The sequence below is a fragment of the Algoriphagus halophilus genome (genome assembly GCF_041729275.1).
Lineage (GTDB): Bacteria > Bacteroidota > Bacteroidia > Cytophagales > Cyclobacteriaceae > Algoriphagus > Algoriphagus halophilus_A.
Genome location: NZ_CP146486.1, coordinates 1,851,041 through 1,876,674 on the forward strand (window position 1 = coordinate 1,851,041; position 25,634 = coordinate 1,876,674).

Genomic DNA, 25,634 nt, shown 5'->3' on the forward strand with positions numbered 1-25,634 from the left:
TACCTAACCATACTTAATCCTAGAATAAAAAAGCTACCAAAAAATCATGGTAGGTGCAACCTATTTTTCATAGTTTTATTCCATGAATTTATCATCTTTTATTTCAAAGATTTCCATTTTCTTTTTTGGATATTTTGTAGTCACTCTTGCGGCTTTTTCTCAAGAAAGAAAGCCGAATATCATCCTAATCATGGCAGATGATCTGGGAGTAGAAACCATTAATTCTTACGGAGGAACATCCTACTCCACTCCTTTTATCGATGAAATGGCAGCGCAGGGAGCAAAATTCGAAAATGCTTTTGCCCAGCCTTTATGTACTCCTTCTAGAGTTCAATTGATGACTGGCCAATACAATGTCAGAAACTATACGGTATTTGGTCAGCTCGACAGAAGTCAGACTACTTTTGCCACTTTGTTGAAAGAAGCAGGGTATAAGACTGCGATCGCAGGAAAATGGCAGTTGGGGAAAGAACAAGATTCTCCTCAACATTTTGGCTTTGACGAATCGTGTTTATGGCAGCATATGCTTGGAGCAACCAACAAAGACGGATTTGACACCCGGTACTCCAATCCAGTGTTGGAAATCAATGGAGTCCCCAAGCACTTTACTGGAGGCCAATTTTCCACTGACATTACAAGTGACTTCCTGATTGACTTTATCGAAAAGAATCAGGATCAGCCATTTTTTGCCTATTACCCCATGATCATTACCCATTGTCCCTTTGTGCCAACACCAGATTCTAAAGATTGGGATCCGACTAGTCCCGGCTCTCCTACTTATAAAGGCAATCCTCAATATTTTGGAGATATGGTTGCCTATATGGATAAAATAGTGGGTAAAATCATCGCCAAAGTAGATGAATTGGGATTGAGTGAAGACACCATTATCATTTTTACAGGTGACAATGGAACCGATGAACCTGTTGTTTCCATGTATAGAGGGAAGGAATATCCTGGAGGTAAAAAATACACCACTGAAAATGGGATTCATGTCCCTTTAGTGGTCAAATGGGATAATCATATCAAACCAGGAACCCTAAGTGATGACTTAATCGACTTTAGTGATTTCCTGCCTACTTTGATGGATGTAGCTGGTGTCAAAGCTCCAAAAAACCTTCCATTAGATGGCGTAAGTTTCCTGCCACAATTATTTGGTAATCATGGGAAATCACGTGATTGGGTGTATAGTTGGTATACTCGAAATGGAGATCTGGAGAGTTTAAAAGAATTTGCTTGGGACAAAGAATATAAGCTGTATCGCACAGGTGAATTTTACAATATTCAAGAAGACTGGCTGGAAGAAAACCCTATCTCTTATGAAGAGCTAGACCAAAAAGGGAAAGAATCCTATAAGTATCTGCAATCCGCCTTAAAGAAATACGAGGGATTGAGATAATCACTATTCAGGCAATGCTAAATCTATTTCACTTGAGCTTCTTGCAATAAATCTATTTGTCGTTGCAATACCCCTCTCAACTCTAATAGTACTTCCTGAAATTTAGGCTTTTGAGCAAGATTATTTATCTCCATGGGATCTTTTTCTAAGTCATAAAGCTCCTCATGATCCATATCATCTTGATACCTAAAATATTTCCAATTTTGGTTCGGATCCCCTCACTAGCCGCAATAATATTTACCTTCCAAAGGTGTTCGACTACGAATTCCTTCCGGTCTGCAGCAGGATTCTCACCAACAACATAGCTAGAAAGATTCTTTCCTTGCCACATTTCAGGGATATCGGTTTTGGCAAAACCTAGAATTGTAGGCGCAATGTCAATATTTAACGTCATATCAGGGACAGTTCTATGACCTGGATTTCGAGGATCATAAATAATCATCGGAACCCGGATGGAATTGTCATACATCAGCCATTTTCCAGCGAGTTGACGTTCCCCTTGAAAATACCCATTATCACCCATCAAGATGATGATGGTATTTTCCGCAATTCCCTTGTCCTCCAACACTTTCCTGATTTTTCCAATTTCTAGATCCACTTCAGAAATCATTCTGTAGTAGCCTTTCATACTATGTTGAAATTTTTCCGGAGTATCATACCTCCAGTACCAACGAGTACGATTTTCGCCAGTTTTCACATACTCTGGCTGTTCTTCAAAATATTTTTTGCTACTAATTTGGGCTTTAGGAAATTTCTGCTTCTCGTACAATTCATCTACATCATCTGACCAGAAATATTGGTCTTTCGCAGGATCATGTGCATGAGGAGCACTAAAACTCAGGGAAAGCATAAAAGGCTTTTCCTTGGATGAATTCCTAATAAACTCCTGTGCCTGATGCGAGGTGTACTTGGTCAAATGTACGGTATCTTCATTAATGGTTTTATAAAAATACCCACGACGATCGTCAAATTTACCGTTTCTATCATAGCTATCCGAAACATCAAATAATTGATCTAACTGGGAATAATTGACTCCGAACTTCCCAAAAAAACCTGTTTGATACCCATTTTTTCTTAGGATAGAAGGATAGGAGTTTTCCGCATAAGCTTCCTGAAGGGTTTGTCCAAAGGTGTATCCATGGGTACGTTCGTATAATCCCGTCAATACACTGGCTCTACTAGCTGCACAAATGGGAGTGGTAACAAATGCATTTTGAAAGTAAATCCCCTCACCAGCTAATCGATCCATTTCAGGTGTTTGAATAATCCCATTTCCTGAAAACCCTAACGCATCCCAGCGCTGATCATCTGTAAGAATGAAAATTATATTTGGCTTCTCCACTTGTGCAAAAGAAGTATTGCGAAAGAAAAAACATACACAAAAGATTGTTCCGAAAAAAGTCGTAATTGTCCCATAGCATTAAAATAAATTAAAGAAATGAAAAAGCCTATCCTGCTCAGTCCGTAGCTGACAAGTAATAAACCAACACCTCTTCCAAAAGTTTAATCACTCTTATTTCCAACCTCCAAACCTCCCGACTTCTCTCCCCCTACTTCCCTACTTCTACTACAAATCTCTGATAACGAGTCATAGGGTGCACACCATTATCTGTTACCTCGGCAATGACATGAAGTTGGCCGAGAGAAGAATCATCTAAAGAAACGATCACTTGATTTCCCTCCCCATTAAGAATCGCATCTCCCTGATAGGTACCCACTTCCTGATAGATCCAGAATTTAACTTCCAATTCGTCTCCATCCGGATCAGAAGTTTCAATTTCCAGAGTCAAACTTTCTCCAAGACTGGCATTTACTAGATTAGGACCAACAGCTTTGACAACAGGTGAATGGTTGGCCTCTGCATAATCCATCACACACCAATCTGCTCTGGCAGCAAAATCATTTTGAATTGCTTCTACCCATCGGATCTGAGGGTAAGTGGCGTCGAGCTTTTCTGTAAAAGGATTGTAATCCAAGACATTTTGCCCGTCTTCCCAACGGTTGGGTAGCGAGTCAGACTGTACCAACCTTCCTCCCCAACCACCCCATTCGGGATGATTGAGGTTATTCAGTCCCACATCAATCAAATGTAAATAGGCCGGGGAATCACCTTCAGAAATAAAATCATACACTCCAAAGGTACCCCATTGTGCATTTTCCAATTTAGTGGGATCTCCATGGATATGTTCATCGTCTCCTTCCTGTTTTTGTCCATCTCCATAACTGTAATATTGCTTTAATAATGGCCCATGGTTATTAATGATTTCATTGCCCATAAAGTCCCCTTCAAAAAGGTAATGTTGGACTTCTGGAACAGAGGATTTCCAAGGATAGGCAAAACACCAAAATTGGTTGGAGTTGTAAAAAATCTTCAAATCCGGCCAGTTGGGAGCAATGTATTTTCTATAGGTAGCATCCTGATCCAGAATTGCATAGATAATGGCCTTATCAATTACTTTTTGATAAACAGCATTCCATTCCGGCTTGCCTTTGTATTCATCTTCTATGGACTTCAAAGCTCGGGCAATAGTATTCGTACCACCCCAAACCTGTAGGTAGATGGGGACCATCTCATCATCCAATAATTTGGATTTGATAAAATCCGATCCCTCAGTATCTACTTCCATTTCCCCTTCAAAATCAATATTTCCCACTTTGCCCAAGCTTCTCAAATAATCAGCTGTAGGAAAACCGGCTGCATGCTGACTCAATTTTGGGTACACCTCCTCATAAGCATCCAACAAGGGGTTCATCCACTTTACTCCCGGCCACCTTAGATCCGTTTTTGCTCCATATAGATTTTTGGTCATCTCCATTTCCGATGTGAACAAGGTCCCATTCCCGTCTCCTTTGTAATGCCACATGGAACTGCTATAAATCAGCCCTTCTATTTGAAATTCATTGGCATATAAAAGCATTCGAATAAAAGAATCCACGTCGTCAATCTCTCCATCGGTCGTGACGATCGTTCGAGGCTTTTCCGTTGCCGGAATAGATTCCTCCATGAACTCTGCCTTAGGTTCACAGGAAACTAAAATCAAAAAAAACAGGAAGTATTAAAGAAGGTATTTCGGAGATTTTCATATGTTTGGGCTAAAGAAAGATCAAATTATAAAACCCGGGGAAAATTCCGAAATAGGATCGACGAAATACGAGACTCGCCAACCCACAACATTTACAACTCAAAAAACGAGATTGCCACTCCCGATTCTCGGGATCGCCCGCCTCCCGTAGGGCAGGCAAGGTCGGACTATAGTTCAATTCACATAAAATCATTTCCAATAATCCCTAAATTCCAGTAGTTTAATAGATAGATTAAACTCACAATGAACCTGAAGAATCTAAGTCTTTTTTTCATCCTATTACTTTTTTATTCCTGCACTCCTGATCTTCCGGAAGAAGTGCAAGTAGCATACAATGAATTGCCAGAAACTTTGGATTTCAATATTCATGTCAAACCCATCTTATCAGACAAGTGCTTTGCCTGCCATGGCCCTGACCTCGCCGCACAAAAAGCCGGTTTAAGTCTTCATAATCCAGAAATGGCTTTTGACTTGCCTAATTCCTCCCGGCAAAAAAGCCATTACGCCTAGGAATCTTCGGAAAAGCGAATTATTTCACCGGATTATTTCAGAAGAAGCAGATTATCAAATGCCTTCGCTGGAATCCAATCTTACTTTATCCCCAAAGGAAAAAGCAATCCTGATTAAGTGGATCGAAGATGGTGCAGCGTACAAAGAACATTGGGCATTTATCAAACCTGAGAAACATACTCCTCCGAGTGTAAAAAATGAAAACTGGGCCAAGAACCCCATCGATCAATTTGTCCTCCAAAAACTCGAAGAGGAAGAAATATCCCCATCCCCAGAAGCGGATAAAGAAACTTTATTAAGAAGATTAAGTCTGGATCTAATCGGATTGCCTCCAAGTAAATCCGAAATCGAATCCTTTCTCGCTGACAATTCTGAAAATGCCTATGAAAAGCAGGTAGAACGACTTCTTGAATCCGATCATTATGGAGAGAAAATGGCCTTCCATTGGATGGATATCGCCAGGTTTGCGGATACACATGGTTACACCGTGGATCGCTATCGAGATGCCTCTCCTTACAGAGATTGGGTGATCAATGCTTTTAATACCAATCTTCCCTATAATCAGTTCATCAGAGATCAGTTGGCAGGAGACCTGCTTCCCAATCCCACCAAAGACCAACTCATTGCCACGGCATTTAACCGAATTCATCCCCAGAATATGGAAGGAGGAATTGTCGAGGAAGAATTTCGAGTGGAATATGTGGTAGACAGGACAAGTACCATGGCACAGGCATTTTTGGCTTTGACGGTTGGTTGCGCCAGATGTCATGACCATAAATACGATCCCATCACTCAGAAAAACTTCTACGAGCTCAGCAGCTTTTTCAACCAAGTGGATGAAGCAGGTCAGATTTCCTGGGACAATGCCATGCCTGCTCCCACCATGCTGCTGACGGATGACAAAAAGATCAGATGCTGGATTACCTGCAATCCCTGCAAAAGAAAGAAGAGGAATCGCTTGAAGAGGTAATTGAATCCGAAGAAAAAGCTTTTGAAACTTGGTTGGCTTCCAAAGCCTATCAATCCTATGCAACAAGAGAATTTCCAGCCACTCAAATTGCGTATTATACTTTTGACCAATCTAGCATACAAAATCAGTTAAACCCTGCCCAAAAAGGGTCGATGGAAAGCAGTGAAGTAAAAAACCAACCTCCCAACTATGTGGAAGGAGTACGGGGAAAAGGGATCAAACTCAATGGGGATATGTGGTTGGAACTCGGAGGTCCTGGCGCATTTTCAAAATCCGAACCTTTTTCTGTTAGCATCTGGGTCAACATTCCCAAAAACCTGACTACGGGAGCGATTTTTCATAGCGGATCGGGAGCAGTGCTTTACAACTGGCGGGGATATCATCTTAGCCTAAAAGACAACAAACTGGAACTCTTGATGGCCCATTCCGCTCCCTACAATGCCATCACCAAAATCAGTGACAAGGATATTCCCAGAGATGAATGGATCAATCTTACCTTGACCTATGATGGCTCCTCCAAAGCGGAGGGCTTACAGGTTTTCCTCAACGGAAAGCCTATTTCTACCCAAACCACCCATGACAATCTCTATAAAGATATTCTGCTCGCAGGAAAACAACCGGGATTGCAAGTGGGGGCCGTATGGAGAGGAAAAGGCATCAAAGGAGCGATTGCGGATGAGGTCAGTATCTATAGTCTCGAACTTTCAGAACCTGAAATTCTTCAGATCTACGATCAGGAACAGTACAAAAACCTCTTGAGTAAGGCTCCGGAAAATTTAAGTGTGAATGAAAAGGCACAGCTTAAATCCTTCTACCTTAATAACCATTCCCTTCCTTATCGGAATAAGTTAAAATCCTTGATCGCTGCCAGAAAAGCCTATGCAGATTCGGTGGAAAATATTCCTGAAATGATGATTATGCAGGATAAGACTGAACCACGCCCTACCTATATCCTGACACGGGGCGAATACAACAATCATGGAGAACAAGTTTTTCCAAATACGCCTAAAAGTGTTCTCCCCATGCCAGAGGACTTACCCAAAAACAGGTTAGGATTGGCGCAATGGATCATTTCCCCAGAAAACCCACTCACCGCCAGGGTGGCAGTGAATCGATTTTGGCAAAATTACTTCGGAAGGGGTCTAGTTGAGACTTCCGCAGATTTTGGAAATCAGGGGCAATTGCCTTCCCACCCGGAATTATTGGATTGGTTGGCTTTGAAGTTTCAAGAATCGGAATGGGATGTCAAAGCGATGCAACGCCTGATCGTCACTTCCGCTACCTACAGACAAACTTCCCAGCAAAGAAAAGAATTGAAAGATATTGATCCAGATAATGTCTTGTTGGCGAGAGGCCCTTCGGTGAGACTTCCCGGCGAACTCATCCGTGACAATGCGCTTTTTGCCTCGGGATTACTAAATCCAAAAATCGGAGGAAAAAGTGTCTTCCCTTATCAGCCGGAGGGATTGTGGCGGGTGAATTCTGCCACCTACGTTCAGGACAAAGGCAAAAACCTCTATCGCAGAAGTTTGTATACCATCTGGAAGCGATCTGTGCATAACCCTACCCTATCCATGTTTGATGCGCCGGACCATAGCGAATCCATCAGCAAAAGACAGGAAACCAACACGCCCCTACAAGCACTTGCCCTGCTCAATGACCCCACCTTTTTGGAAGCTTCCAAGGTTTTGGGGGAACAAATGGCCTCCTATTCCGGAATTTCTGAGGCTATTCAAGATACCTTCCAAAAACTTACCGGAAGGAAACCCCAATCCAATGAGCTAGAAATTCTACTGGAATTACGGGAAAGCGAGTTCCAAAAATTCACCAAAGACCCAAAAAAACTGAAAGGCTGGCTGAGTGCCGGAGAATATGAAATCAATCCCAAACTGGATCCGACACAGGTGGTAGCAAATGCAGTGGTCGCCTCGGTGATTATCAATTCAGATGCTGCCATAACCAAAAGATAACCATGAGCCTACACCATCACCACGCCCCACTTCGATCGAACCATGCAGATCTTCAAGAAATAGAAAAGAAGATGGACAGGAGAAGGTTTCTGACTAAAACTTCCTTGGGGATTGGCTCTTTGGCATTAGGGTCCCTGATGGGGATGGGGAAAATTTTTGGACAAAATTCAACTTCTTTCCCACCTCTTTCGAATTCAAATCTGGGTTTGGGACATTTACCGCATTTCGTCCCCAAAGCCAAGCGAGTGATTTACCTCTTTCAAGCGGGTGGCCCTTCTCAACTGGATCTCTACGATTACAAACCAAAGCTACGCGATTTACATGGTCAAGAACTGCCAGATTCAGTGCGCAATGGACAGCGTCTCACTGGCATGAGTGCCGATCAAAGTTCCTTTCCTATGACTTCCTCTGCCTTTAATTTTAAGCAGTATGGAGAGAGCAGAGCTTGGGTAAGTGAATTGATGCCATATACCGCAGAAGTAGTAGATGAATTGTGCTTTATCAAAAGCATGCAAACCAGTCAGATCAACCATGACCCGGCCATTACTTTCTTCCAAACGGGGCATCAACTTCCCGGCAGACCTTCCATCGGCTCTTGGCTAAGCTATGGTTTGGGTTCGGATAATGAAAACCTTCCTGCTTTTATCGTAATGGTTTCCAAAGATGCCGTGCGGGATCAACCCTTGTATGCCAAGCTTTGGGGCAATGGTTTTCTTCCTTCCCAGCATCAGGGGATTCAGTTCCGCTCCGGAAAAGACCCCGTGCTCTATCTGGGAAATCCTGAAAACTACGATGGAAAAGATCGGCGGGAAATGCTTGACTACCTCAAATCACTCAATGAAGTTCAGCTCGATACCTATGGAGATCCAGAGATCAATGCCCGTATCGCACAGTATGAGATGGCATTTCGTATGCAAACATCCGTGCCCGAGGTGACCGATCTATCTAAAGAACCTGACTGGGTGTATGAGATGTATGGAGAAGAAAGTCGTGATCCGGGCACTTATGCGGCTAACTGCCTCATGGCTAGAAAGCTGATCGAGAATGATGTGAAGTTCGTGCAACTCTACCATCAGGGTTGGGATCATCATGGCAGCCTTCCGAATGGAATCAGAAACCAGTGCCAAAAAACAGATCAGGCCACTGCAGCCTTGATCAAAGACCTCAAACAACGAGGTTTGCTGGAAGACACCTTGGTGGTCTGGGGAGGAGAATTCGGTAGAACCGTTTACTCTCAAGGCACACTATCACCAGATAATTATGGTCGGGACCATCATCCCAGATGTTTTACCAAATGGATGGCAGGAGCTGGGGTCAAACCTGGCTTTAGCTATGGGGAGACTGATGATTTCGGTTACAACGTGGTAAAAGATCCTGTATCCGTTCACGACTTACAAGCAACTTTGCTACACTTATTCGGCATCGACCACGAGCGACTTACCTTTAAGCATTTAGGCAGAAGGTACCGACTGACGGATGTGGAAGGGGAAGTGGTGAAGGGGATATTGGGTTGATTAGATAGTTTAAGGACTGGGTGTAGTTAGATTGTTTTTGGATCCCGTCTGGGTGTAGTCTAACCGTTCTTGGACCCGGAAATAGTTTGTAACTACATCATAGTGACTTTTTCATAGCAATTTTACTAGTCACCAATAATTAAACTTAATAAGTCCCCTTCTTGGCGTAATCAGATCGCCATCTAATTGTTTTGCCCTACTCCCAACAATTGTCCTGAATAAAAATTGTTAAGGATTTGTAATTCCAACCAACCACTCAAGAAATCCTGATGGTATGCTTAAAAGGCGTAAAACCCGTCAGGTAAACCGTAGGCGAAGACATATGAGGTAAGGCTCCTCGAAGTTGGACTCCTTTGTGTTCTGCCAGTCCCGGCCCGAAGGTCAGCGTGTCTCCTTTTAGCGTATAAATTCCTACTTCGTCTGTGTTAAGGAGATAGGAGTCATTTTTAGAATTTAAAGCCGCCACATTTTTGAATACCCCCCTTCTCGGAAAATAAGTTCTATCGAAACCGGTACGTTATCGGTCCCTATGATTTCGATATCACATTCTACTCCGTCGTTGCCTTCCCGAATCCGAGCCGTCGAGGTGAGGTACTGTATTTCACTTTGTTCTCGATTACTTCGGGGCATTTTTTCCCAATCGCCTCCTGGGTCGATGGAGTCTTTAGGGTAAGGTTGATAATAGGGCCCAGCAAGTTTCTGTCCATAACATAATCCTTGCCTTCCTGCCGGATCTCGCCACCTTGGAATTGTCCTTTTCCAAAAAAGGAAGCTGAAAAGCGAATGCCCTGCAACACAGCATTACCGGAATGAAAAGTCAGAAAAGTTGGATTTTGGGAAATAACAGTGGAATCCCAGTTTCCTCTCCGGATGCGAACCAGACCCGAGTACGGAAATGTTTTGGCGTAGCTCGTAGGCAATGAATTGGGCTTGGGTAATTCCCTCCAAAGCGAGGTATCTTCTAGAAAATAAGATAATTGGGAGACGGATTTCTCTAGTACTGTAGTCTCAATTTCTTTGCAGATTGCCGAAAAAATGCCATTCTGATCCTTTAAGGCCATAAAGCGGTAGGGATAGTAATAGCCTTCCATCGTACCTACTGCTGCCTTATCCTGTCGGCCCGAGGCTTCAGTGGCTATCTCCCCGTTAGGATGGATGTAGTAGGTAGTCATCATCAGATTTCTACGCACAAATTCGTACAGTTCCGGCTTTTTGCGCCCTTAGCGATTGTAATAAGCACCCGATCAGTGAGAGGCGAATAGATGAGGGTGCTTTTCTCATTGTACTGCCCGTCGGGATCCATGTCGATATGCTCGCTGAGCCATTCGTCAATGCGAGCTTCGTAGCGCGGATTGGGCCACAGCTCGTTCAGCTTTGTCAATGCCCCCGATACCACCCAGCGGTGGTTTGGCGTATGAATACCGCCTACGATCAAGCATTCTCCAGCCCTTTGCAAGAAGGTTTTTAGGAGTTCCAACTGGGTGGAGTATCTATTACCTTCTTCCCTCAAAACAATTATGTACACTGGCACCAGCCATTTGACTATAAATCCCGTATCGGGCGTTGAGTGAAAATTGGTAGAAAGTAGGTCGATGGTACCATCGGAATGCTGAATTTTCAGGAGGTAGTTTATTGCCTCTTCAAGTTCTTTGGCTATGGTTTCGGAGCGATAGTACCTGCTCTCGGAACTCGCTAGGGCGCAGCCCGCCGTACGGATATATGCTACCGTAGAATGCGCATTTGGGATTTCTGCTCCGTCTAGGAAGCCTCCGTAAGCCGAACTCTTAATATCAGAAACACGGTATCCGCGTTGCCGATCAAGCTGATTATCATTGGCTTTGATTAATCTTAGCAGCCAGTCAGGCTTGCTTTCATCTTTTGCGCGGGAGCGAAAACCATCGAAGTTAACATCGGAGCGGCACAAAAAGCTATCGAGCCATATTGGACAAATTCTCTTCGTTTCATAGATCGTAAAGCTGAAAAGGTTTTAGGTTATTGCTTACCTAAACTTATGGATTAAAACGGCGGATATCAAAAGTCGAAATTGCTCTTTTTTCAACTATCTGAGTGTAGTCAGATCATTCGTCTAAGCCTACTAATTTACCCTCCCCCTTCTGGGTGTAGTCAGATCGTCGTTGGGTCTGGGTGTAGTTTGCCTGCCCTAAAACCCGGCCCAAGGCTTAAAACATTCACTGGATGTTTTAGGCCTTGTCCTACCCTAATATCTTTTTGATAGCAATTTCACTCGTCCCCAATAATCAACCTCAATCTTGCCCTTCAAGCCCTATGAAAATATTAAATCGTATTTGGAAAGGGTAAATCAATCACTGGATCTAGACACTATCTTTTAAATTAAAGCTCTTTATTTCTTTTCTTCGTCTGCGTTGCTATAAAGGTTATTTTCTTCATCTTCAGAGCCAATTCTTTCCTGCTCGTCGTCTAATTCACTTCCTGGAACGTCCAATTGATCACCGGAAAAATCGACTTTTCTATTTCTTTCTATCAATTGCTCATCATCTCCACCATCATGACTCAGATTTGCATTCTTTGGCCCCAAAGCCTGTAGATCTTCCTTCGTCACTTTAGCTTCTTTGGCTAGTTCCTCGGCAGTTTTATCATTAGAATTCTGTTGGTTTTGTGCTTTATTAGTTTTCATGATATTTCGTTTTTCTTATATAGGTGCAACTTGCCTGCCTTTTAGGGGCTAGTCCAAGGAAAACCCCTTCAATCCCATTTTAAGGGGAGTAATAGCACTTTGTGTAATCTGGTAAAGTCTCGAAAAATATTAAAACCAAAGTTGAGGTGAATAAATCTTCCCAAAATGGGTAGCTGAGCCTGTTATGGATGTTAAAAAGTTGGGAGGTAAAAGCCTTTTTGATTCTCCTCCTGAAGAAATAAGACTGGAATTGCTTCCCTAAAGATGACCTTCGTTGTCAAAGCAAACGATTCCGTAGTATTGGCAAAACTCAGGGCCTCTCTTTGCTTTGCATTTGCTAAATTGGCTGACAATAACTCCTAAAATAACGCTATGAAATTATCCTTATTAACCCTTTTGTTTGCATTCTCCCTGATGGTTTGCAAAGCCCAGGAAAGCAGACCAGGACCACAGCTTCCGCCTGAAACTGGTGAAACATTTAAAGTAGGAATTGCGGGCTATACCTTCGTGAAATTTGACCTGGACAAGACACTCGAAACCTTGAACGCCTTGGATGTACATTATCTATGCATCAAAGATTTTCATTTGCCGATGACAAGCACAGATGCTGAAATTGCTGCTTTTCATGAGAAATTGAAAGCCCATGACATCACAGGATATGCGGTTGGTCCTATCTATATGAAATCCGAGGCCGAAATAGATCGGGCATTTGAGTATGCCAAACGAGTTGGTGTAAAGCTGATCGTGGGCGTTCCCAATGTGGAATTGCTTCCTTATGTAGAAAAAAAGGTGAAGGAATATGATTTTAAGTTCGCTATCCACTTACACGGACCAGATATCAATATTTATCAGGATGCCGATGATGTTTGGATGCACACCAAAGATCTCGATCCAAGAATTGGAATGTGTCTGGACATTGGACATGACACGAGAAATGGAAAAGACCCGGTTGCGGATATGGAAAAATATCACAGCCGCGTGTTTGACATGCACATTAAGGACGTGACAGGACCATCAAAACAAGGTTATTCACTAGAAGTAGGCCGAGGTATCATCGACTTCCCTTCCATGGTGAGGATGATCAGAAAAGTGGGTTACACCGGAGTATGCAGTTTGGAACATGAGCGGAATATGGATAATCCATTTATGGGAATTGCCGAATCCCTCGGATATTTCCGTGGAGTTATTGAGACGACCAAGTAATAGGTTCCGATTTAACCACCCTTTGAAAAGGCTGAATTCTTATGAGTTCAGCCTTTTTCATTTTTAATATTTGCACAGAATACTGTTTGGAATGGCGCGGGGGCTGGCGCAGCAGCGAGCCAGCCTCCGGACTTGTGCGGTTGAAGCTTCCTACCCACAATCTGTCTCAAAAACTTCCATTTTTGCCCTGTCTTGACCTTTTGGTCTTTGTTTCAAGACAAAAGAACAAAGAAGAAATCAGGATAGAATTTAAAAACATAACTATTTCACATTAAAACAACACTGTCAATTCCAGCTGTACCAAGGGCTGCATTTTAGTCTTTCAGAAAATTTTAACACTCAGTTTAAATACAAGCTTTACCTAACACAAGCAATTAAGCTGGAATGTGGAATAGCGAATGTTGAATTTTGAATTAAGAAAAGCAAAGTAAAAAGCCATTTTGACAATGCAAGTCATTGTTTAGGACAGCTTATAAAACAAACTTCTATCGCTCAATGGTATTAGGTTTTTGTTAAGCTTTGGTTTTACATGCATGTCTGATTCCTCATTATCAGCTTCAATACTTATATTTCTTTAGTGAACCATCAAAATGCAATTGAAAAAGCTTTCCACTTTAGTCATTCTAATTCTGATTTTTTCAAGTTGTGACCCAGTTTCAACTTTGGAGGCAAACATTACAAATCTAACAACTGAAAACCTTACCATTGAATTTATATCGGCAGATGAAAGTTCAAGCAAAATCATACAAATAGCTTCTGGAGAAATGGAACTCTTTCAAGAAGGTTTTGATATTGGTGGAACCGACCTTGAACCTTCACTTTTCGATTATGATTCTGTAGTTATTAAAAATCAAGCTGGACAGATTCTTAAGGTGTATAAAGAAAGCGAAGCAGGAAAAAATATTTATACTATTAATAGTTATTGGATAGTGGATGTACCGTCCAGAAGATTTTTCAAATATTATTATGAAATAGAAAATCAAGACATTAAATAAAATCCTAAAAGGGGTTTAGAACCAATTTCATAAGCAAGTCCTTGTCAGTTTATTGGGTAGCTTTACAAAAGCCAATAGGGACTTTCATAAATTTGGAAATGCAGATATGAAGCGAAAAACTTTCATTAAGAGTTTATTATTCTTAGGGACATTCCCCTCTTTGCTGAGCGCAAAACCCGTTCCCTTGAAGAGCACATCAAGCATCAGGCTTCTGAGACATGCTACATTGATTATGGAGATGAATGGAAAAAAATTACTAATAGACCCCATGCTTTCAGAAAAAGATGCCATGGATCCGATTAGGAATTGCGGGAATGATATAAGGATTCCTATGGTCGATTTGCCCATTCCCAAATCAGAAATAAACACCTTGATTTCTGAAATGGACGCAATAGTGATTACCCACTTGCATCGAGACCATTGGGACGTTCCAGCAAAAGATTTAATCTCTAAAAGCAAACTTATTTTTGTTCCCCGAATGATGATGAACCCTTGAGAAAGCAAGGCTTTGAAAATGTCCAAAGCATTGAGAATACGTTCAGCTGGCAAGGAATCGAATTTCATAGAACAAGTGGACAACATGGGACTGGAGATATTGGAAAAAGTATGGGGCCAGTTTCAGGGTTTGTTTTCAAACACCAAAAAGACTCCATCTATTTGGCAGGTGATACCATTTGGTGTGAGGAAGTGGAAAATGTACTTACCAAACATCGTCCAAAAGTCACAATTCTAAATGCAGGAGGAGCAAAGTTCTTAACTGGTGATCCGATTACCATGACTTCCAGTGACATTGTAAAAGTTCATGAAAAACTTCCGGACACAAAGATCATCGCAGTCCATATGGACACCATTAATCATTGTTTTGTAACTAGGGAAATCCTATCTGCAGAATTAAAATCCAAAGGTTTAGAATCCAAAATAAGGATACCAGAAGATGGCGAATCAATTGAGGTTTAAAATTTAACTACTCATTCTATCTTTGCTGATTATGGCGGTAGTTTATTGCGATAACTGTAGTAATCTCCAACTTCCTTCCCCAAAGCAATTTGAAAATGCTTTAACAAGGTCAATCATCAGTAATCTCGGCACGGGATATAGTTTGTCCAGACAATTGTCGCGGACCACACCCTAATATCCACCTCAATCAAACCTTTCCATCCAGAATAGCCCTGGCTGGGTGTAGTTTGTCCCGACAATTGTCGCGGACTACACCCTATTATCCACATCAATCAAACCTTTCAATCCCAAGCATTACCTAGAATTAAGGTAAACTTCAGGCTATTCTACAATTTCTTTCTAACAGGATCAACATAAATATACCCCCTCTCCCCAGTCTATATACCCCCCTGGGGGGGTAAAAGAATCTCGCGAGACTCTTTTTGTATCTCTGGAGGTCCTTTTAATATCAAACGAGACTCTTTGAGTACCTCCCGAGGTCCTTTTTGGTTTAATGGAGATTCTTTTAGTATCTCGTTATATTCTTTTTGAGTGTCGTTTGATTCTTTTTGCATCAAACCAGACCCGAAAAGGTTCATGATTGGTTCTTTTTGAGTATCGCGTGATAGTTTTTGAGTCTGAGGAAATTGTTTTATATCATCATTAGCAAATTAGAGGAGGTATAAAACGGGGATCTGATACTACCTAATCAAATACCTTTTCAATAATTTTTGTCTTTGTTGAGCTTTCAAAAAATGTGAACTGAACATAGGAACTAGTTAGTATTGGGCATTTGGAATCATACAAACCCTGAATGAATGGGGAATTCTATCAATTCTACCAAAAAGGAAAAGTATATTAGTAAGGAAAGTAGCTACAAACTAATTGTACACCAGCCAGATAATCACCCATGATCAATTTCTTCAGAAAAATTCGTCAACATATGTTGGTTGAAAACAAGTTTACGAAATATCTACTCTATGCATTTGGAGAAATTATCCTAGTAGTGATTGGGATTCTAATTGCATTATCTATCAATAATTGGAATGAAGCGCGAAAAAACAACCTGGAAGAAACCGCCATTCTAGAAAGTCTGGATAAAAATTTAATTCTGGCAAAAAAACAATCCGAGGCCTTAGTTTCTGCTGAAAGAGAAACAAAGGGCGTTCTGTTAGTGGTTCTAAGGCTAGATTCAATCAAGTCAAATTTAGATGATCTTACGATTACAGATAAGATTTTCAAAGATGCTTTTTGGAATTTAGAAAATGACATACCTGTCATTAATACCTATACTGACCTCAAAAACACCAATAAACTCGGACTTATCAAGAATCAAAAGATTAAAGAAAAATTCACCAGCTTGGAAGTAAATTTAAATGAATTGAGAGGCATGCTAGAAGACCGATTAAATGTGCAACAAATTCGAATTGATGATATTGCTGAAAACGAGATCAATTTTATTCCTCTTATCAAATCAGCCATCCCCTCAATCAACATTACAAATGAAACCCAAAATGATTACAAGAGTATCCTATCCGATCAGCGCATCAGAAACTTGTTAGGTATCAAATTGAATATGACTCAAGATGTATTGGACTACCGAGTGAATTTAGACAATGACATCAGTGAGTTGACTATGCTGATCGAATCAGAATTGCAAGAAACCAATGAAAGAGGTACCAAACCATGATCAACTTTTTAGAAAATTCCGCCAAAAATTAATATCTGAAGATGTTTCCACCTTGAAGTCCGATAAAATAGTCAGGTATCTTTTATATGCAATCGGAGAAATTTTGTTGGTCGTAATCGGAATTTTGATAGCTCTTTATATCAATACCAGCCGTGAGGATTTTCTAGAAGACCAATACACCAAAAGTGTATTCGAGCAAATCCGCAAGGATCTTCAAAATGACAGAGTAAAGCTGGCACTTGATATTGAGAATATCGAGACTACCAATCAATTTATTCTCGATATACTGGGAAATAAAATTCCAGATTCCTTTTATGCCAGCATCGATTCAGTCACTTATGATGCCCCTAACATCAGGCCCATCCGGAGTTTATGTACTGACTTTGTGGCTTTTCTACCAAATACCAAAGGATACGATTTGCTCAAACTCCTTAACAATAAGGATTTGGTCAATGACTCATTAACCAATGACATCATCAGCTATTATTCACAGTTGGGAACTGTTCTTCCAGAATACAACAAAGTTACCGTGGAGATCTCCATAAGAAACATTCAAGAATATAAGCAATACGATTGGTTTGAAAACTGGTCAATTGGCACCTATGACCCAAGTTTCATTGAATATCTCAAGGAAAATAAAGACAACAAAAAGCGCCTGGCTGAATTTTATTCCTACAATTCTGTCAACGAAACCTATTGGAATGAACTAAAGGAAACCACAGATGAATTGATCAACAGGATCGAGAAAAATTAGAAACTCACTGAAGAATGTTAATAGAATTATCCAGAAAAATGATCACTTGCCATCCTAGATATAATCATTTGAATTTCATGCCTAGAAGTATTTTTTAACTCTTCCTAGTGCTGTTTTTATCGTAAAGGGTCCATTCCTGTCAAAATTCTCAAGAAATCCTCGAACTTTACCACAACCATTAACCTAAACCACCACCATGCTTATTATTCCAGATGCAGAAATCATTCAATTGCTGGATTACAAAAAATTGATTGAAGCACTACGAGAAATTTTCAGTCTGATTATACCATGCCTGTTCGACATCATCATTTTTACCAAACGGCAGAAGGGGATGAAAATACTTTGATCTTGATGCCGGTCTGGAACCAAGATTACCTTGGGATGAAACAAGTCACTGTGGCCCCAGCGAATGCTTCCAAAAACATGCCTTCTATCTATGCCCAGTACATCTTGAGCGATTCCAAAACTGGTGAGCCATTGGCGATGATGAATGCCACAGAGTTGACGGCCAGAAGAACTGCTTGCGCATCAGCTTTGGCTGCCTCTTACTTGTGTAGAAAAGATGCGGAACATTTACTGGTAGTAGGCGGAGGTAAAGTAGCCCAGCATCTGGTGCAAGCTCATTCAGCGTTACGTGATTTTAAGAAAGTTAGCGTTTGGATGAGAAACCCCACTAAACTGGAAGATTTTGTTTCGGATTTAAAAAAGCAAGGAATCCTTGCTGAAGGCGTGACCAACTTGGAAGAAGCTGCTCGCCAAGCAGACCTGATTTCCTGCGCCACACCTGCAAAAACACCCATCATTAAAGGTGGGTGGGTAAAACCTGGTGCACATCTGGACCTAATCGGCTCCTACAAACCCGACACAAGAGAAACAGATGATGTGGCCATCCAGAAAAGCTCCATTTTCGTGGATTCAAGGGCTGGTGCCTTACATGAATCGGGTGAGCTTGCCATCCCTATTGCCAGTGGTATTATCTCCAAAAATGATGTAAAAGCAGACATCGTGGAACTTGTAAAAGGTATTCATCCCGGAAGAACTTCCGAAGATGAAATCACACTTTTAAATCCGCTGGATTAGCTGTGGAAGATTTAGCTGCTGCCTTATTGGTGTATAAATGTTATACCCCAGCTAACAGTTAATCGAGTAATTCTGGCAAGGATAAAAATCAATTATCAGCCCCAATTCAACATAAAGCCCGGTCTATTCAGACTGGGCTTTGGAATATTAAAACCCATTATACCAGGCCCAACCGATATCTCCTGGGTCAATGTATTCTTCCGAAACCACGATCTTCTCCAAGTATTTCATACTCTTGAATCCAATCTGTCTTTCCAATCTCAAACGAACAGGAGCACCATGGGGAATGGACAGATTTTTCCCATTCATTCCATAGGCCAAAATCGTCTGTGGATGAAATGCATCTATTAAGTCAATGCTGTCTAACCAACCATCATAGGAATAAAAATTCACCCATCTTGCTTTGGGCATTATCCCGGCATGTTCCAATACCAAACGAAGTGGTACTCCAGTCCATTCTGCAATGGCGGTCCATCCTTCTTCACAGGTATGCCGAGTAATCTGAGTACGAGGAGAAAATCGCTTGAGTTGATTTAGAGAATAACTCCCGAACGTGCTACTAATCCTTCCACTGGTAATTGCCAGTTTTCAAAACCAGTTCGTAAATGTTTGTCATAGTTCTCACTAAAATATTCCTTGGAAGTGTCGGCAGGGTTGATAGTACCTGTAGCAGGCATGGAGGATATATTGCTGAAGCTATATTCTTTGGCTAAGGATTGTTTGGAAAGCAAAGCTCTATGGGCAGCATAAGTAAAATTATCTCCCATTCGAAGGATATTCCCATAGTTGGGAGGCATGGGTTGTTTGCATCCAGGAATCAATAATGCGCCCAATGCTGCCACCCCTGTAGTAAGGGCTGCTCGTCTTGTAATGATTTCTTTCCTCTTCTTCATAGCTATTTACCTAAAGTCATATATTTCAATTGGGCTTTAAATCCTGATAAAATAATCATCAGCACATGCACGATCAGAAAAACCTCTAAAGACAAAGAGGAAAAGAAATGGATCGTACGAGCAGATTGATATCCTCCAAAAAGGTCCAGCAAGAACGGATAAGCAGCTGTAATCGCTGGAGACATGGTAAAACCAGTAATGATTGCCATGGGTAAACCAATGAAAATGATTCCCATGTAAGAAAGCTTTTGTAAGAGTCCATATTGTGGGCCACCGGTAGGAGGTGAAACTTTCAATCGGAAATGATCTTTCAAATCCCTGAAAAACTGTGTTGGAGTCAACTCTTGGATTTTAGGCCAAATATGTTTTTGAAAGTGTCCGCTAAACAACCCAATGATCAGGTAAAAAAGCCCTGTTAAAACCAGGAACCAAGCAGCTAGGAAATGAAGACTTCTCCCCCATCCATTTTGGTTAAACAATTCTTCTTCTCCTCTTCTTCCCGCACTGACTGGAGAATCTTGGGCATCAAAAAGAAACCTCTTCCTCCCAATCCGACCATTGGTGGTTTCTGCTGATAGGAAGTTCCAAAAAAGCTGGAGTCAAATCATTTCCCACTTCTCCCCAATACAATCGAGGATGAACCATCAGAATTTCAATTCCGGTAAACACCAAAATCAAAAAGCTCATGGTTATGATCCAATGGGAAGTTTTAACCCATGGCTTATGTTTTACTGGTTCAGACATACTCGAATTGTCAACATCAATCTTTAAAAAATAGGTAAGAAAACAGCTAACTCCCTGTATTTAAATGTACTATTTTATTTGAATATCTTAAATTCAATATGTTTCGGAAAAACGTCAGGAAATTGGCAAAGAAAGAATATGGGTGAAATAATATTTAAAATAAAAAAGGTGAAGGCACCTTTCGTGCCTTCTTTTTATATCCCTATAAATTGAAAATGAAAGGAGCTTTTTGAATAAACTGACCAGAATGGATTTGGTCTGCTAGAAAAGCCGCCAAGGAAGTGGCACTTATACTATTGCCTTTGCAATCCTTTAAATCTGTTCCAACTGGATTTTTCTGGTCACTAAGCTCAATCATAGGGAGCCTCACCATAGTCCAGTCTAAACCTGAATTCAAAATAAGTTCATATTCATTTTGCTTGCTTTTGGTGGAAATTGGGAACATTTGCTCCATCCAAGCAGTGGCTTGCAAAATCTTTTCACTTTTTGATCTGAAGGAGTAGTTACATTCAATCCTGTGGTAAGAATATAACGTTTGATTCCAAAAGAACTCATGGTCTTCAGGATGATCAAACTTGCCTTCTCAAATAAATCCGGAGTACTTGCTGGAATTCCTAAACCTAATGTGCTAACTACTGCATCACAACCTTGGATTAATTTCTCAACCTTATTCTCCATTAACACATCACCTATGATCACAGTGAGATTATGGGAATCTTCAGGGATTTTCTCAGGATTTCTTACGAGTAGATTTACATGGAAATTTCGGGAAAGAAGCTCTTTGACTAAATAAGTCCCGGACTTTCCTGTACCTCCTATAACTGCAATTTTTTGATTTGATTTCATGGTATTCTCTATAAAGTGTGGACATTAAAAAGACAGCCTTACATTTAAGAATGAAAGCTATTTTGGATCTGGGAGATCTTCATGCACTATTTATAGAGAGATTCTAATAGGTGAAAGGTAAGAAATTTATTTCATGTAAAATTTTTCTGAATTGGTATTTAAAGGGTAAATATGCTTTTGCACTTGATATCCATTTTTAATGAAAGATTCCTGCTTAAATTCCCTATATGAAATCAGCCACAATCATAGGTTCAGGAATCATTGGTTTGACTTCAGCAATCGCCTTGCAGGAAGCAGGATTTCGAGTGAAAATCATCGCGAAAGAACCTTTTCAGATAAGCCTTTCACATAAGGTAGGTGCGATCTGGTTTCCTTTTGAAATTGCTCCCAAAGAAAAAACAAATACTTGGGCTACTAATTCCTATATCCGCTATTTACAAGACCTGACTTTTCCATCAGGCGTTTCCATTATTCCTTTTATCAATGCCTATATCGAAGGCTCTAACACAGATTGGAAGGAGCAATTACCTCCTGGAACCGTCCGAGAAGCCAAAAAGGAAGAACTTCCCAAAGGAATTGATCAAGCCTTGTATGCGGAAGTACCTTTGGTAGAACCTGGAATCTATCTGCCTTATCTTTTCAATCAATTTCTTACGTATAAAGGGCAATTTGAATTAGCTAAGATTTCCTCTTTAGAAGAAATATCAGAATTGGATGGACTAGTGGTGAATTGTACTGGATTAGGCGCTAAAGAACTATGTCACGATAAGGAACTCTATCCGATTCGTGGGCAGATTTTAAGGTGCGAAAAACTAGACTCAATTTCTTTTGCGGATCCAACAAAAAAAGGGGCTTTGCGATATGTCATCAATCGGAGTTCGGATACCATCATAGGAGGGACAGACTATGAGCATGATTGGAACCCTGAAATAAATCCGGAGGACACCACTTTAATTCTGAATCGGATCAAGGATTCAGGAATATCAGAACCCCCGAAAGTTCTAGAGGAATTAGTCGGCTTACGGCCTAAGCGAACGGCTGTTAGGTTCGAGTTTGACGAAGATTACCCCAACGTTTTTCATAATTACGGACACGGGGGAGCGGGTTATACGGTGGCTTGGGGATGTGCGCTGGAGTTGACTGAGGTATTAAAAGAGGGATAAAAATGGTCTGAAAAGGCACAGACCAAAGCAGAAGAGAAAATAGCTTTTAAGCCCTTTTGCCTGAATTCGTTTAACTTGGTAAGGAATATTCATTCCAAAAATTATGATGAAGCACTTTTTCTCATTTGTTTTTCTTGCTTTCCTATCCATACTCCAAGCTACCGCTCAGGAACGCTTTGTAGAAATGGATCAATCGAAAATTTGGATCAAAACATTGGGGTTAGAACAAAGAGAAGAAGGTCAGCCCTTGGTGGTTTTTGAAAGCGGTCATGGAACACCCATGGGAAATTGGGATAAGGTAATCGGAGCAGTAGCTGAATTTGCCCCTACCCTAACCTATGACAGACCCGGAATAGGTAAATCTGAAGCAAAAGACTATATACCTACCCTAAAAAACGTCTCCGAGCAATTGGTGAACCTCTTGGATAAATTGGAGTTAGCTCCTCCCTATATTTTGGTCGGACACTCATTGGGAGGAGTATATGTCAGAGGATTTGCCAATTACTACCCAGAAAAATTAGCCGGCTTAGTGATCATTGACCCTGGGGATTTCACCGAAACCCAAGAAAATCGCAATGAGTATTACAATATCCTTGATTGGGAGTCCTCAAAAGTTGATAGTTTGGTTCAGTCATTTATTGACATCAGAACTTCCAGAAATAAGGATTCTCCAGCACCAATCAAGAGGGAAGGACAAGTGTTGGAAGAATTAAGGGAACAAGATTTCAAGGAAATAACCAGTACCCCACTCCCGAATATTCCTGTTCACATGGTCGTCGGAGGAAGATTTGATATGCCAGCAGAATTTCAATCCAAAGAATACGATGATGAAGCACTGTTCCGATCCAAAATCAAGCACCGAATATCCCGTTGGACGGATGTGATCCAGTCAGTGGAAAAAGGCATGTTACTTTATAGCGGGGATGCAGGACACTTTGTTCAATGGGATGATCCTGAATTGGTGATTTCTAGTATTCGTATTGTGATGCAGGATTACTTTACACTTCAGTAAGAAATGCAGCAGAAGTAATCTTTTTTAACGGGTTTTCATTAACATCCTGTAAAGACTTCCAATGTTTTACTAATTTAATAGGCTAACCACCAACCCTATGAAAACCATTTTTCTTTTTTGTTGCACTATCCTTATTCTTGGAAGTTGTTCCAATCCACAAACTTTCGATGTCCTAATCAAAAATGGACAGATTGTCGATGGTTCCGGCAGTTCCTCTTATATAGGAGATGTTGGCATCAATGCCGACACCATTGCTGCTTTAGGAGATCTACAAGGAGCCAAAGGAACTTTAGAAATCGATGCGACTGGGCTAGTAGTTGCTCCCGGCTTCATCAATATGTTGAGTTGGGCCGTGGAATCACTGATCGAAGATGGAAGGTCTATCTCTGACATCAAACAAGGAGTCACTCTTGAAGTTTTTGGAGAAGGAAATTCAATGGGCCCATGGAATGAGGAAATGAAGAATGAGGAATTGAAAATGCAGAGTGACATTAAATTCCCGATCAATTGGACAAATCTCAGTGAATACCTTGATTATCTAGTAGAAAAAGGGATTTCTACGAATGTTGCCTCATTTATAGGAGCTACTACGGTTAGAATCCATGAACTAGGATATGAGGACAGAGCTCCGACTCTTGAAGAATTAGAGGCCATGAAAAAGTTGGTTCGGCAGGCTATGGAAGAAGGAGCTTTGGGAGTAGGATCTTCGTTGATTTATGCCCCGGCATTTTATGCAAGTACGGAAGAACTTATAGAACTTTGCAAAGTGGCTGCTGAATACGATGGTCTTTATATTTCCCATATGAGAAGTGAAGGGGGAAGATTGTTGGAAAGCTTGGATGAATTGATTCGGATTGCTGATGAGGCAGATATCCGAGCAGAAGTATACCACCTCAAAATGAGTGGTCGTGATAATTGGAACAAATTTGATGCAGTAGTAGCCAAGATTGATTCTGCTAGAGCAGCTGGGTTGGAAATCACCACTGACATGTACAACTACGTGGCGGGAGCCACAGGATTGGATGCTTCCATGCCCCCTGGGTTCAGGAAGGAGGCTATGAAAAATGGGCGGAACGTCTTCAAGACCCTGCCATTCGAACCCGCGTATTGAAAGAAATGACTACTCCCACCAATGAATGGGAAAGCCTGATGCAGGCAGTGGCGGGACCTGATAAAATCATTTTGGTGGGTTTCAAAAACGACAGCCTCAAATACCTAACAGGAAAAACGCTGGCAGAAGTAGCGGCCATGCGAAATCTTTCTCCTGAAGAAACCGCAATGGATTTGGTCGTTCAGGACGGCAGCCGAGTGGGCACAATCTATTTCTTGATGTCTGAAGATAACGTAAAAAAGCAGATTAAGCTTCCCTACATGAGTTTTGGTTCGGATGCAGGATCCTACTCCATTGAAGGGGTATTTTTGAAGTCCAGCTATCACCCCCGAGCTTTTGGTAATTTTGCACGAGTACTTGGAAAATATGTTCGAGAGGAAAAAGTGATTCCTTTGGAAGAAGCCATTTACAAATTGACCACTTTGCCTGCCAATAATTTAAAAATCAAAAAAGAGGAGCCTTAAAAGAAGGCTACTTTGCAGATTTGGCAATTTTTGACCCGAATGAAATCCAGGATCATGCGACTTTCGAAGAGCCGATGCAGTATGCCACGGGGATGGTACACGTATTCGTCAATGGTACCCAAGTGTTAAAAGAAGGGGAACATACAGGAGCATTTCCAGGGCAAGTGGTGAGAGGACCAGGGTATCAAGGCAGCCATTAAAAAACTATCTTTTTCTAGCATCTTTTTCGCTAAAACAGAACTTTCCACCCGAAATTCAAGTTCTAAACTTGATCGTATTATCACGATTAATTAGCTTTGAACCATGGGACTCGCAAAAACTGAAATATTCAACCAGCAGCAAAATGAAATTGCTTCATTGGCCAAAGCGCTAGGCCACCCCGCCAGAATCGCCATCCTTCAACATCTATTTAAAATCAACGCATGTGTTTGCGGGGATTTGGTAGAGGAAATCGGATTGGCTCAGGCTACCATTTCCCAGCACCTGAAAGAATTAAAACAGATCGGACTCATCAAAGGAAATGTGGAAGGCACCAGCGTTTGCTATTGTATTGACAAAGAAAACTGGGCGAAGATGAAGGGACTACTCTCAGAGTTTTTGGATCAAGACCTTCGCAACTCCACTTGCTGTTAAGAACCCTCTAA

The 25,634-nt window shown here is 41.2% G+C and carries 29 protein-coding genes and 1 pseudogene; 18 read left to right on the forward strand and 12 right to left on the reverse strand.

Annotation, left to right across the window (positions count from 1 at the left end):
• Window positions 1-82 precede the first annotated feature (82 nt).
• Entirely contained in the window at window positions 83-1,396 is a 1,314-nt protein-coding gene (locus V8V91_RS09900) for a sulfatase-like hydrolase/transferase (protein ID WP_373399917.1), read from the forward strand.
• 23 nt (window positions 1,397-1,419) lie between these two features.
• Here the strand turns inward: V8V91_RS09900 and V8V91_RS09905 are convergent.
• Window positions 1,420-2,738: pseudogene (locus V8V91_RS09905) on the reverse strand (sulfatase).
• A gap of 208 nt (window positions 2,739-2,946) precedes the next feature.
• On the reverse strand, window positions 2,947-4,401 hold the full coding sequence (locus V8V91_RS09910; protein ID WP_373399918.1) for a DUF1593 domain-containing protein: 1,455 nt from the start codon (window positions 4,399-4,401) through the stop codon (window positions 2,947-2,949).
• A 321-nt stretch (window positions 4,402-4,722) separates the two neighbouring features.
• Here V8V91_RS09910 and V8V91_RS09915 point away from each other — a divergent pair, with 321 nt between their 5' ends.
• The 4 genes from V8V91_RS09915 to V8V91_RS09930 are packed head-to-tail and all read left to right on the forward strand — an operon-like array spanning window position 4,723 to window position 9,443.
• Window positions 4,723-4,989, forward strand: a complete 267-nt coding sequence (locus V8V91_RS09915; RefSeq protein WP_373399919.1) for a hypothetical protein — start codon at window positions 4,723-4,725, stop codon at window positions 4,987-4,989.
• Between the two features lie 58 nt (window positions 4,990-5,047).
• Entirely contained in the window at window positions 5,048-5,959 is a 912-nt protein-coding gene (locus tag V8V91_RS09920; protein WP_373399920.1) for a DUF1549 domain-containing protein, read from the forward strand.
• Window positions 5,902-7,929 carry a DUF1553 domain-containing protein gene (locus V8V91_RS09925; RefSeq protein WP_373399921.1) on the forward strand — a complete coding sequence of 676 codons (2,028 nt, stop codon included), beginning with the start codon at window positions 5,902-5,904 and terminating at the stop codon, window positions 7,927-7,929. The genes V8V91_RS09920 and V8V91_RS09925 overlap by 58 nt, the downstream gene beginning before the upstream one ends.
• Window positions 7,930-7,931: 2 nt before the next feature.
• A complete protein-coding gene (locus V8V91_RS09930; protein ID WP_373399922.1) occupies window positions 7,932-9,443 on the forward strand; it encodes a DUF1501 domain-containing protein in 1,512 nt (503 codons plus the stop codon).
• A gap of 256 nt (window positions 9,444-9,699) precedes the next feature.
• On the opposite strand, the gene V8V91_RS09935 is transcribed toward V8V91_RS09930, so the two are convergent.
• From V8V91_RS09935 to V8V91_RS09950, 4 genes are all read right to left on the reverse strand, one after another.
• Window positions 9,700-9,909, reverse strand: a complete 210-nt coding sequence (locus V8V91_RS09935; protein WP_373399923.1) for a hypothetical protein — start codon at window positions 9,907-9,909, stop codon at window positions 9,700-9,702.
• 82 nt (window positions 9,910-9,991) lie between these two features.
• Window positions 9,992-10,633: a hypothetical protein gene (locus V8V91_RS09940; RefSeq protein WP_373399924.1), complete on the reverse strand. Its 642-nt coding sequence runs from the start codon at window positions 10,631-10,633 to the stop codon at window positions 9,992-9,994.
• The gene (locus V8V91_RS09945; protein WP_373399925.1) at window positions 10,618-11,367 is read right to left on the reverse strand and encodes a hypothetical protein; all 750 of its coding nucleotides are present in this window, start codon (window positions 11,365-11,367) and stop codon (window positions 10,618-10,620) included. Before V8V91_RS09945 ends, V8V91_RS09940 begins: the two co-directional genes overlap by 16 nt.
• A 438-nt stretch (window positions 11,368-11,805) precedes the next feature.
• A complete protein-coding gene (locus V8V91_RS09950) occupies window positions 11,806-12,099 on the reverse strand; it encodes a hypothetical protein (RefSeq protein ID WP_373399926.1) in 294 nt (97 codons plus the stop codon).
• A gap of 372 nt (window positions 12,100-12,471) precedes the next feature.
• Here V8V91_RS09950 and V8V91_RS09955 point away from each other — a divergent pair, with 372 nt between their 5' ends.
• From V8V91_RS09955 to V8V91_RS09985, 7 genes are all read left to right on the forward strand, one after another.
• The gene (locus V8V91_RS09955) at window positions 12,472-13,302 is read left to right on the forward strand and encodes a sugar phosphate isomerase/epimerase family protein (RefSeq protein WP_373399927.1); all 831 of its coding nucleotides are present in this window, start codon (window positions 12,472-12,474) and stop codon (window positions 13,300-13,302) included.
• A 596-nt stretch (window positions 13,303-13,898) separates the two neighbouring features.
• A complete protein-coding gene (locus V8V91_RS09960; protein WP_373399928.1) occupies window positions 13,899-14,297 on the forward strand; it encodes a hypothetical protein in 399 nt (132 codons plus the stop codon).
• Between the two features lie 106 nt (window positions 14,298-14,403).
• Window positions 14,404-14,793 carry an MBL fold metallo-hydrolase gene (locus V8V91_RS09965; RefSeq protein ID WP_373399929.1) on the forward strand — a complete coding sequence of 130 codons (390 nt, stop codon included), beginning with the start codon at window positions 14,404-14,406 and terminating at the stop codon, window positions 14,791-14,793.
• Entirely contained in the window at window positions 14,790-15,254 is a 465-nt protein-coding gene (locus tag V8V91_RS09970) for an MBL fold metallo-hydrolase (protein ID WP_373399930.1), read from the forward strand. The genes V8V91_RS09965 and V8V91_RS09970 overlap by 4 nt, the downstream gene beginning before the upstream one ends.
• An 889-nt stretch (window positions 15,255-16,143) precedes the next feature.
• Complete coding sequence (locus V8V91_RS09975) at window positions 16,144-16,923, forward strand: DUF6090 family protein (RefSeq protein ID WP_373399931.1); 780 nt, start codon at window positions 16,144-16,146, stop codon at window positions 16,921-16,923.
• Complete coding sequence (locus V8V91_RS09980; RefSeq protein ID WP_373399932.1) at window positions 16,901-17,677, forward strand: hypothetical protein; 777 nt, start codon at window positions 16,901-16,903, stop codon at window positions 17,675-17,677. Before V8V91_RS09975 ends, V8V91_RS09980 begins: the two co-directional genes overlap by 23 nt.
• 288 nt (window positions 17,678-17,965) lie before the next feature.
• Window positions 17,966-18,757: an ornithine cyclodeaminase family protein gene (locus V8V91_RS09985; protein ID WP_373399933.1), complete on the forward strand. Its 792-nt coding sequence runs from the start codon at window positions 17,966-17,968 to the stop codon at window positions 18,755-18,757.
• A gap of 147 nt (window positions 18,758-18,904) precedes the next feature.
• On the opposite strand, the gene V8V91_RS09990 is transcribed toward V8V91_RS09985, so the two are convergent.
• From V8V91_RS09990 to V8V91_RS10015, 6 genes are all read right to left on the reverse strand, one after another.
• Window positions 18,905-19,342 carry a molybdopterin-dependent oxidoreductase gene (locus V8V91_RS09990; protein ID WP_373400655.1) on the reverse strand — a complete coding sequence of 146 codons (438 nt, stop codon included), beginning with the start codon at window positions 19,340-19,342 and terminating at the stop codon, window positions 18,905-18,907.
• Entirely contained in the window at window positions 19,291-19,650 is a 360-nt protein-coding gene (locus V8V91_RS09995; protein ID WP_373399934.1) for a hypothetical protein, read from the reverse strand. Before V8V91_RS09995 ends, V8V91_RS09990 begins: the two co-directional genes overlap by 52 nt.
• Window positions 19,651-19,652: 2 nt before the next feature.
• Complete coding sequence (locus tag V8V91_RS10000) at window positions 19,653-20,129, reverse strand: cytochrome b/b6 domain-containing protein (protein WP_373399935.1); 477 nt, start codon at window positions 20,127-20,129, stop codon at window positions 19,653-19,655.
• Window positions 20,130-20,175: 46 nt separating this feature from the next.
• Complete coding sequence (locus tag V8V91_RS10005; protein WP_373399936.1) at window positions 20,176-20,394, reverse strand: hypothetical protein; 219 nt, start codon at window positions 20,392-20,394, stop codon at window positions 20,176-20,178.
• 202 nt (window positions 20,395-20,596) lie between these two features.
• The gene (locus V8V91_RS10010) at window positions 20,597-20,848 is read right to left on the reverse strand and encodes an NAD(P)H-binding protein (RefSeq protein WP_373399937.1); all 252 of its coding nucleotides are present in this window, start codon (window positions 20,846-20,848) and stop codon (window positions 20,597-20,599) included.
• The gene (locus tag V8V91_RS10015; RefSeq protein WP_373399938.1) at window positions 20,788-21,240 is read right to left on the reverse strand and encodes an NAD(P)-dependent oxidoreductase; all 453 of its coding nucleotides are present in this window, start codon (window positions 21,238-21,240) and stop codon (window positions 20,788-20,790) included. Before V8V91_RS10015 ends, V8V91_RS10010 begins: the two co-directional genes overlap by 61 nt.
• Window positions 21,241-21,467: 227 nt before the next feature.
• Here V8V91_RS10015 and V8V91_RS10020 point away from each other — a divergent pair, with 227 nt between their 5' ends.
• The 6 genes from V8V91_RS10020 (at window position 21,468) to V8V91_RS10045 (ending at window position 25,623) form a co-directional block, all read left to right on the forward strand.
• Window positions 21,468-22,403: an FAD-dependent oxidoreductase gene (locus tag V8V91_RS10020; RefSeq protein ID WP_373399939.1), complete on the forward strand. Its 936-nt coding sequence runs from the start codon at window positions 21,468-21,470 to the stop codon at window positions 22,401-22,403.
• A 103-nt stretch (window positions 22,404-22,506) separates the two neighbouring features.
• Entirely contained in the window at window positions 22,507-23,415 is a 909-nt protein-coding gene (locus tag V8V91_RS10025) for an alpha/beta fold hydrolase (RefSeq protein WP_373399940.1), read from the forward strand.
• A 97-nt stretch (window positions 23,416-23,512) separates the two neighbouring features.
• Window positions 23,513-24,526, forward strand: coding sequence for an amidohydrolase family protein (locus V8V91_RS10030; RefSeq protein ID WP_373399941.1), 1,014 nt, complete (start codon window positions 23,513-23,515; stop codon window positions 24,524-24,526).
• Between the two features lie 5 nt (window positions 24,527-24,531).
• Window positions 24,532-24,990: a hypothetical protein gene (locus V8V91_RS10035; RefSeq protein WP_373399942.1), complete on the forward strand. Its 459-nt coding sequence runs from the start codon at window positions 24,532-24,534 to the stop codon at window positions 24,988-24,990.
• A gap of 20 nt (window positions 24,991-25,010) precedes the next feature.
• Window positions 25,011-25,190, forward strand: a complete 180-nt coding sequence (locus V8V91_RS10040; protein ID WP_373399943.1) for a hypothetical protein — start codon at window positions 25,011-25,013, stop codon at window positions 25,188-25,190.
• Between the two features lie 103 nt (window positions 25,191-25,293).
• Window positions 25,294-25,623 (forward strand): ArsR/SmtB family transcription factor, encoded by a 330-nt coding sequence (locus V8V91_RS10045; RefSeq protein ID WP_373399944.1) that lies wholly within the window; start codon window positions 25,294-25,296, stop codon window positions 25,621-25,623.
• The last annotated feature ends 11 nt before the right edge of the window (window positions 25,624-25,634 follow it).

Bases quoted from the DNA above. Each gene is read 5' to 3' on its own strand.
- V8V91_RS09965 (WP_373399929.1), top strand. From the start codon at position 14,404: ATGAAGCGAAAAACTTTCATTAAGAGTTTATTATTCTTAGGGACATTC.
- V8V91_RS10015 (WP_373399938.1), bottom strand. From the start codon at position 21,240: ATGAAATCAAATCAAAAAATTGCAGTTATAGGAGGTACAGGAAAGTCC.
- V8V91_RS09910 (WP_373399918.1), bottom strand. From the start codon at position 4,401: ATGGAGGAATCTATTCCGGCAACGGAAAAGCCTCGAACGATCGTCACG.
- V8V91_RS09980 (WP_373399932.1), top strand. From the start codon at position 16,901: ATGAAAGAGGTACCAAACCATGATCAACTTTTTAGAAAATTCCGCCAA.
- V8V91_RS09925 (WP_373399921.1), top strand. From the start codon at position 5,902: ATGCTGGATTACCTGCAATCCCTGCAAAAGAAAGAAGAGGAATCGCTT.
- V8V91_RS10025 (WP_373399940.1), top strand. From the start codon at position 22,507: ATGATGAAGCACTTTTTCTCATTTGTTTTTCTTGCTTTCCTATCCATA.
- V8V91_RS09955 (WP_373399927.1), top strand. From the start codon at position 12,472: ATGAAATTATCCTTATTAACCCTTTTGTTTGCATTCTCCCTGATGGTT.
- V8V91_RS09975 (WP_373399931.1), top strand. From the start codon at position 16,144: ATGATCAATTTCTTCAGAAAAATTCGTCAACATATGTTGGTTGAAAAC.
- V8V91_RS09950 (WP_373399926.1), bottom strand. From the start codon at position 12,099: ATGAAAACTAATAAAGCACAAAACCAACAGAATTCTAATGATAAAACT.
- V8V91_RS09900 (WP_373399917.1), top strand. From the start codon at position 83: ATGAATTTATCATCTTTTATTTCAAAGATTTCCATTTTCTTTTTTGGA.
- V8V91_RS10010 (WP_373399937.1), bottom strand. From the start codon at position 20,848: ATGGAGCAAATGTTCCCAATTTCCACCAAAAGCAAGCAAAATGAATAT.
- V8V91_RS09930 (WP_373399922.1), top strand. From the start codon at position 7,932: ATGAGCCTACACCATCACCACGCCCCACTTCGATCGAACCATGCAGAT.
- V8V91_RS10030 (WP_373399941.1), top strand. From the start codon at position 23,513: ATGAAAACCATTTTTCTTTTTTGTTGCACTATCCTTATTCTTGGAAGT.
- V8V91_RS09985 (WP_373399933.1), top strand. From the start codon at position 17,966: ATGCCTGTTCGACATCATCATTTTTACCAAACGGCAGAAGGGGATGAA.
- V8V91_RS09920 (WP_373399920.1), top strand. From the start codon at position 5,048: ATGCCTTCGCTGGAATCCAATCTTACTTTATCCCCAAAGGAAAAAGCA.
- V8V91_RS09995 (WP_373399934.1), bottom strand. From the start codon at position 19,650: ATGAAGAAGAGGAAAGAAATCATTACAAGACGAGCAGCCCTTACTACA.
- V8V91_RS10045 (WP_373399944.1), top strand. From the start codon at position 25,294: ATGGGACTCGCAAAAACTGAAATATTCAACCAGCAGCAAAATGAAATT.
- V8V91_RS09915 (WP_373399919.1), top strand. From the start codon at position 4,723: ATGAACCTGAAGAATCTAAGTCTTTTTTTCATCCTATTACTTTTTTAT.
- V8V91_RS10020 (WP_373399939.1), top strand. From the start codon at position 21,468: ATGAAATCAGCCACAATCATAGGTTCAGGAATCATTGGTTTGACTTCA.
- V8V91_RS10035 (WP_373399942.1), top strand. From the start codon at position 24,532: ATGACTACTCCCACCAATGAATGGGAAAGCCTGATGCAGGCAGTGGCG.
- V8V91_RS10005 (WP_373399936.1), bottom strand. From the start codon at position 20,394: ATGTCTGAACCAGTAAAACATAAGCCATGGGTTAAAACTTCCCATTGG.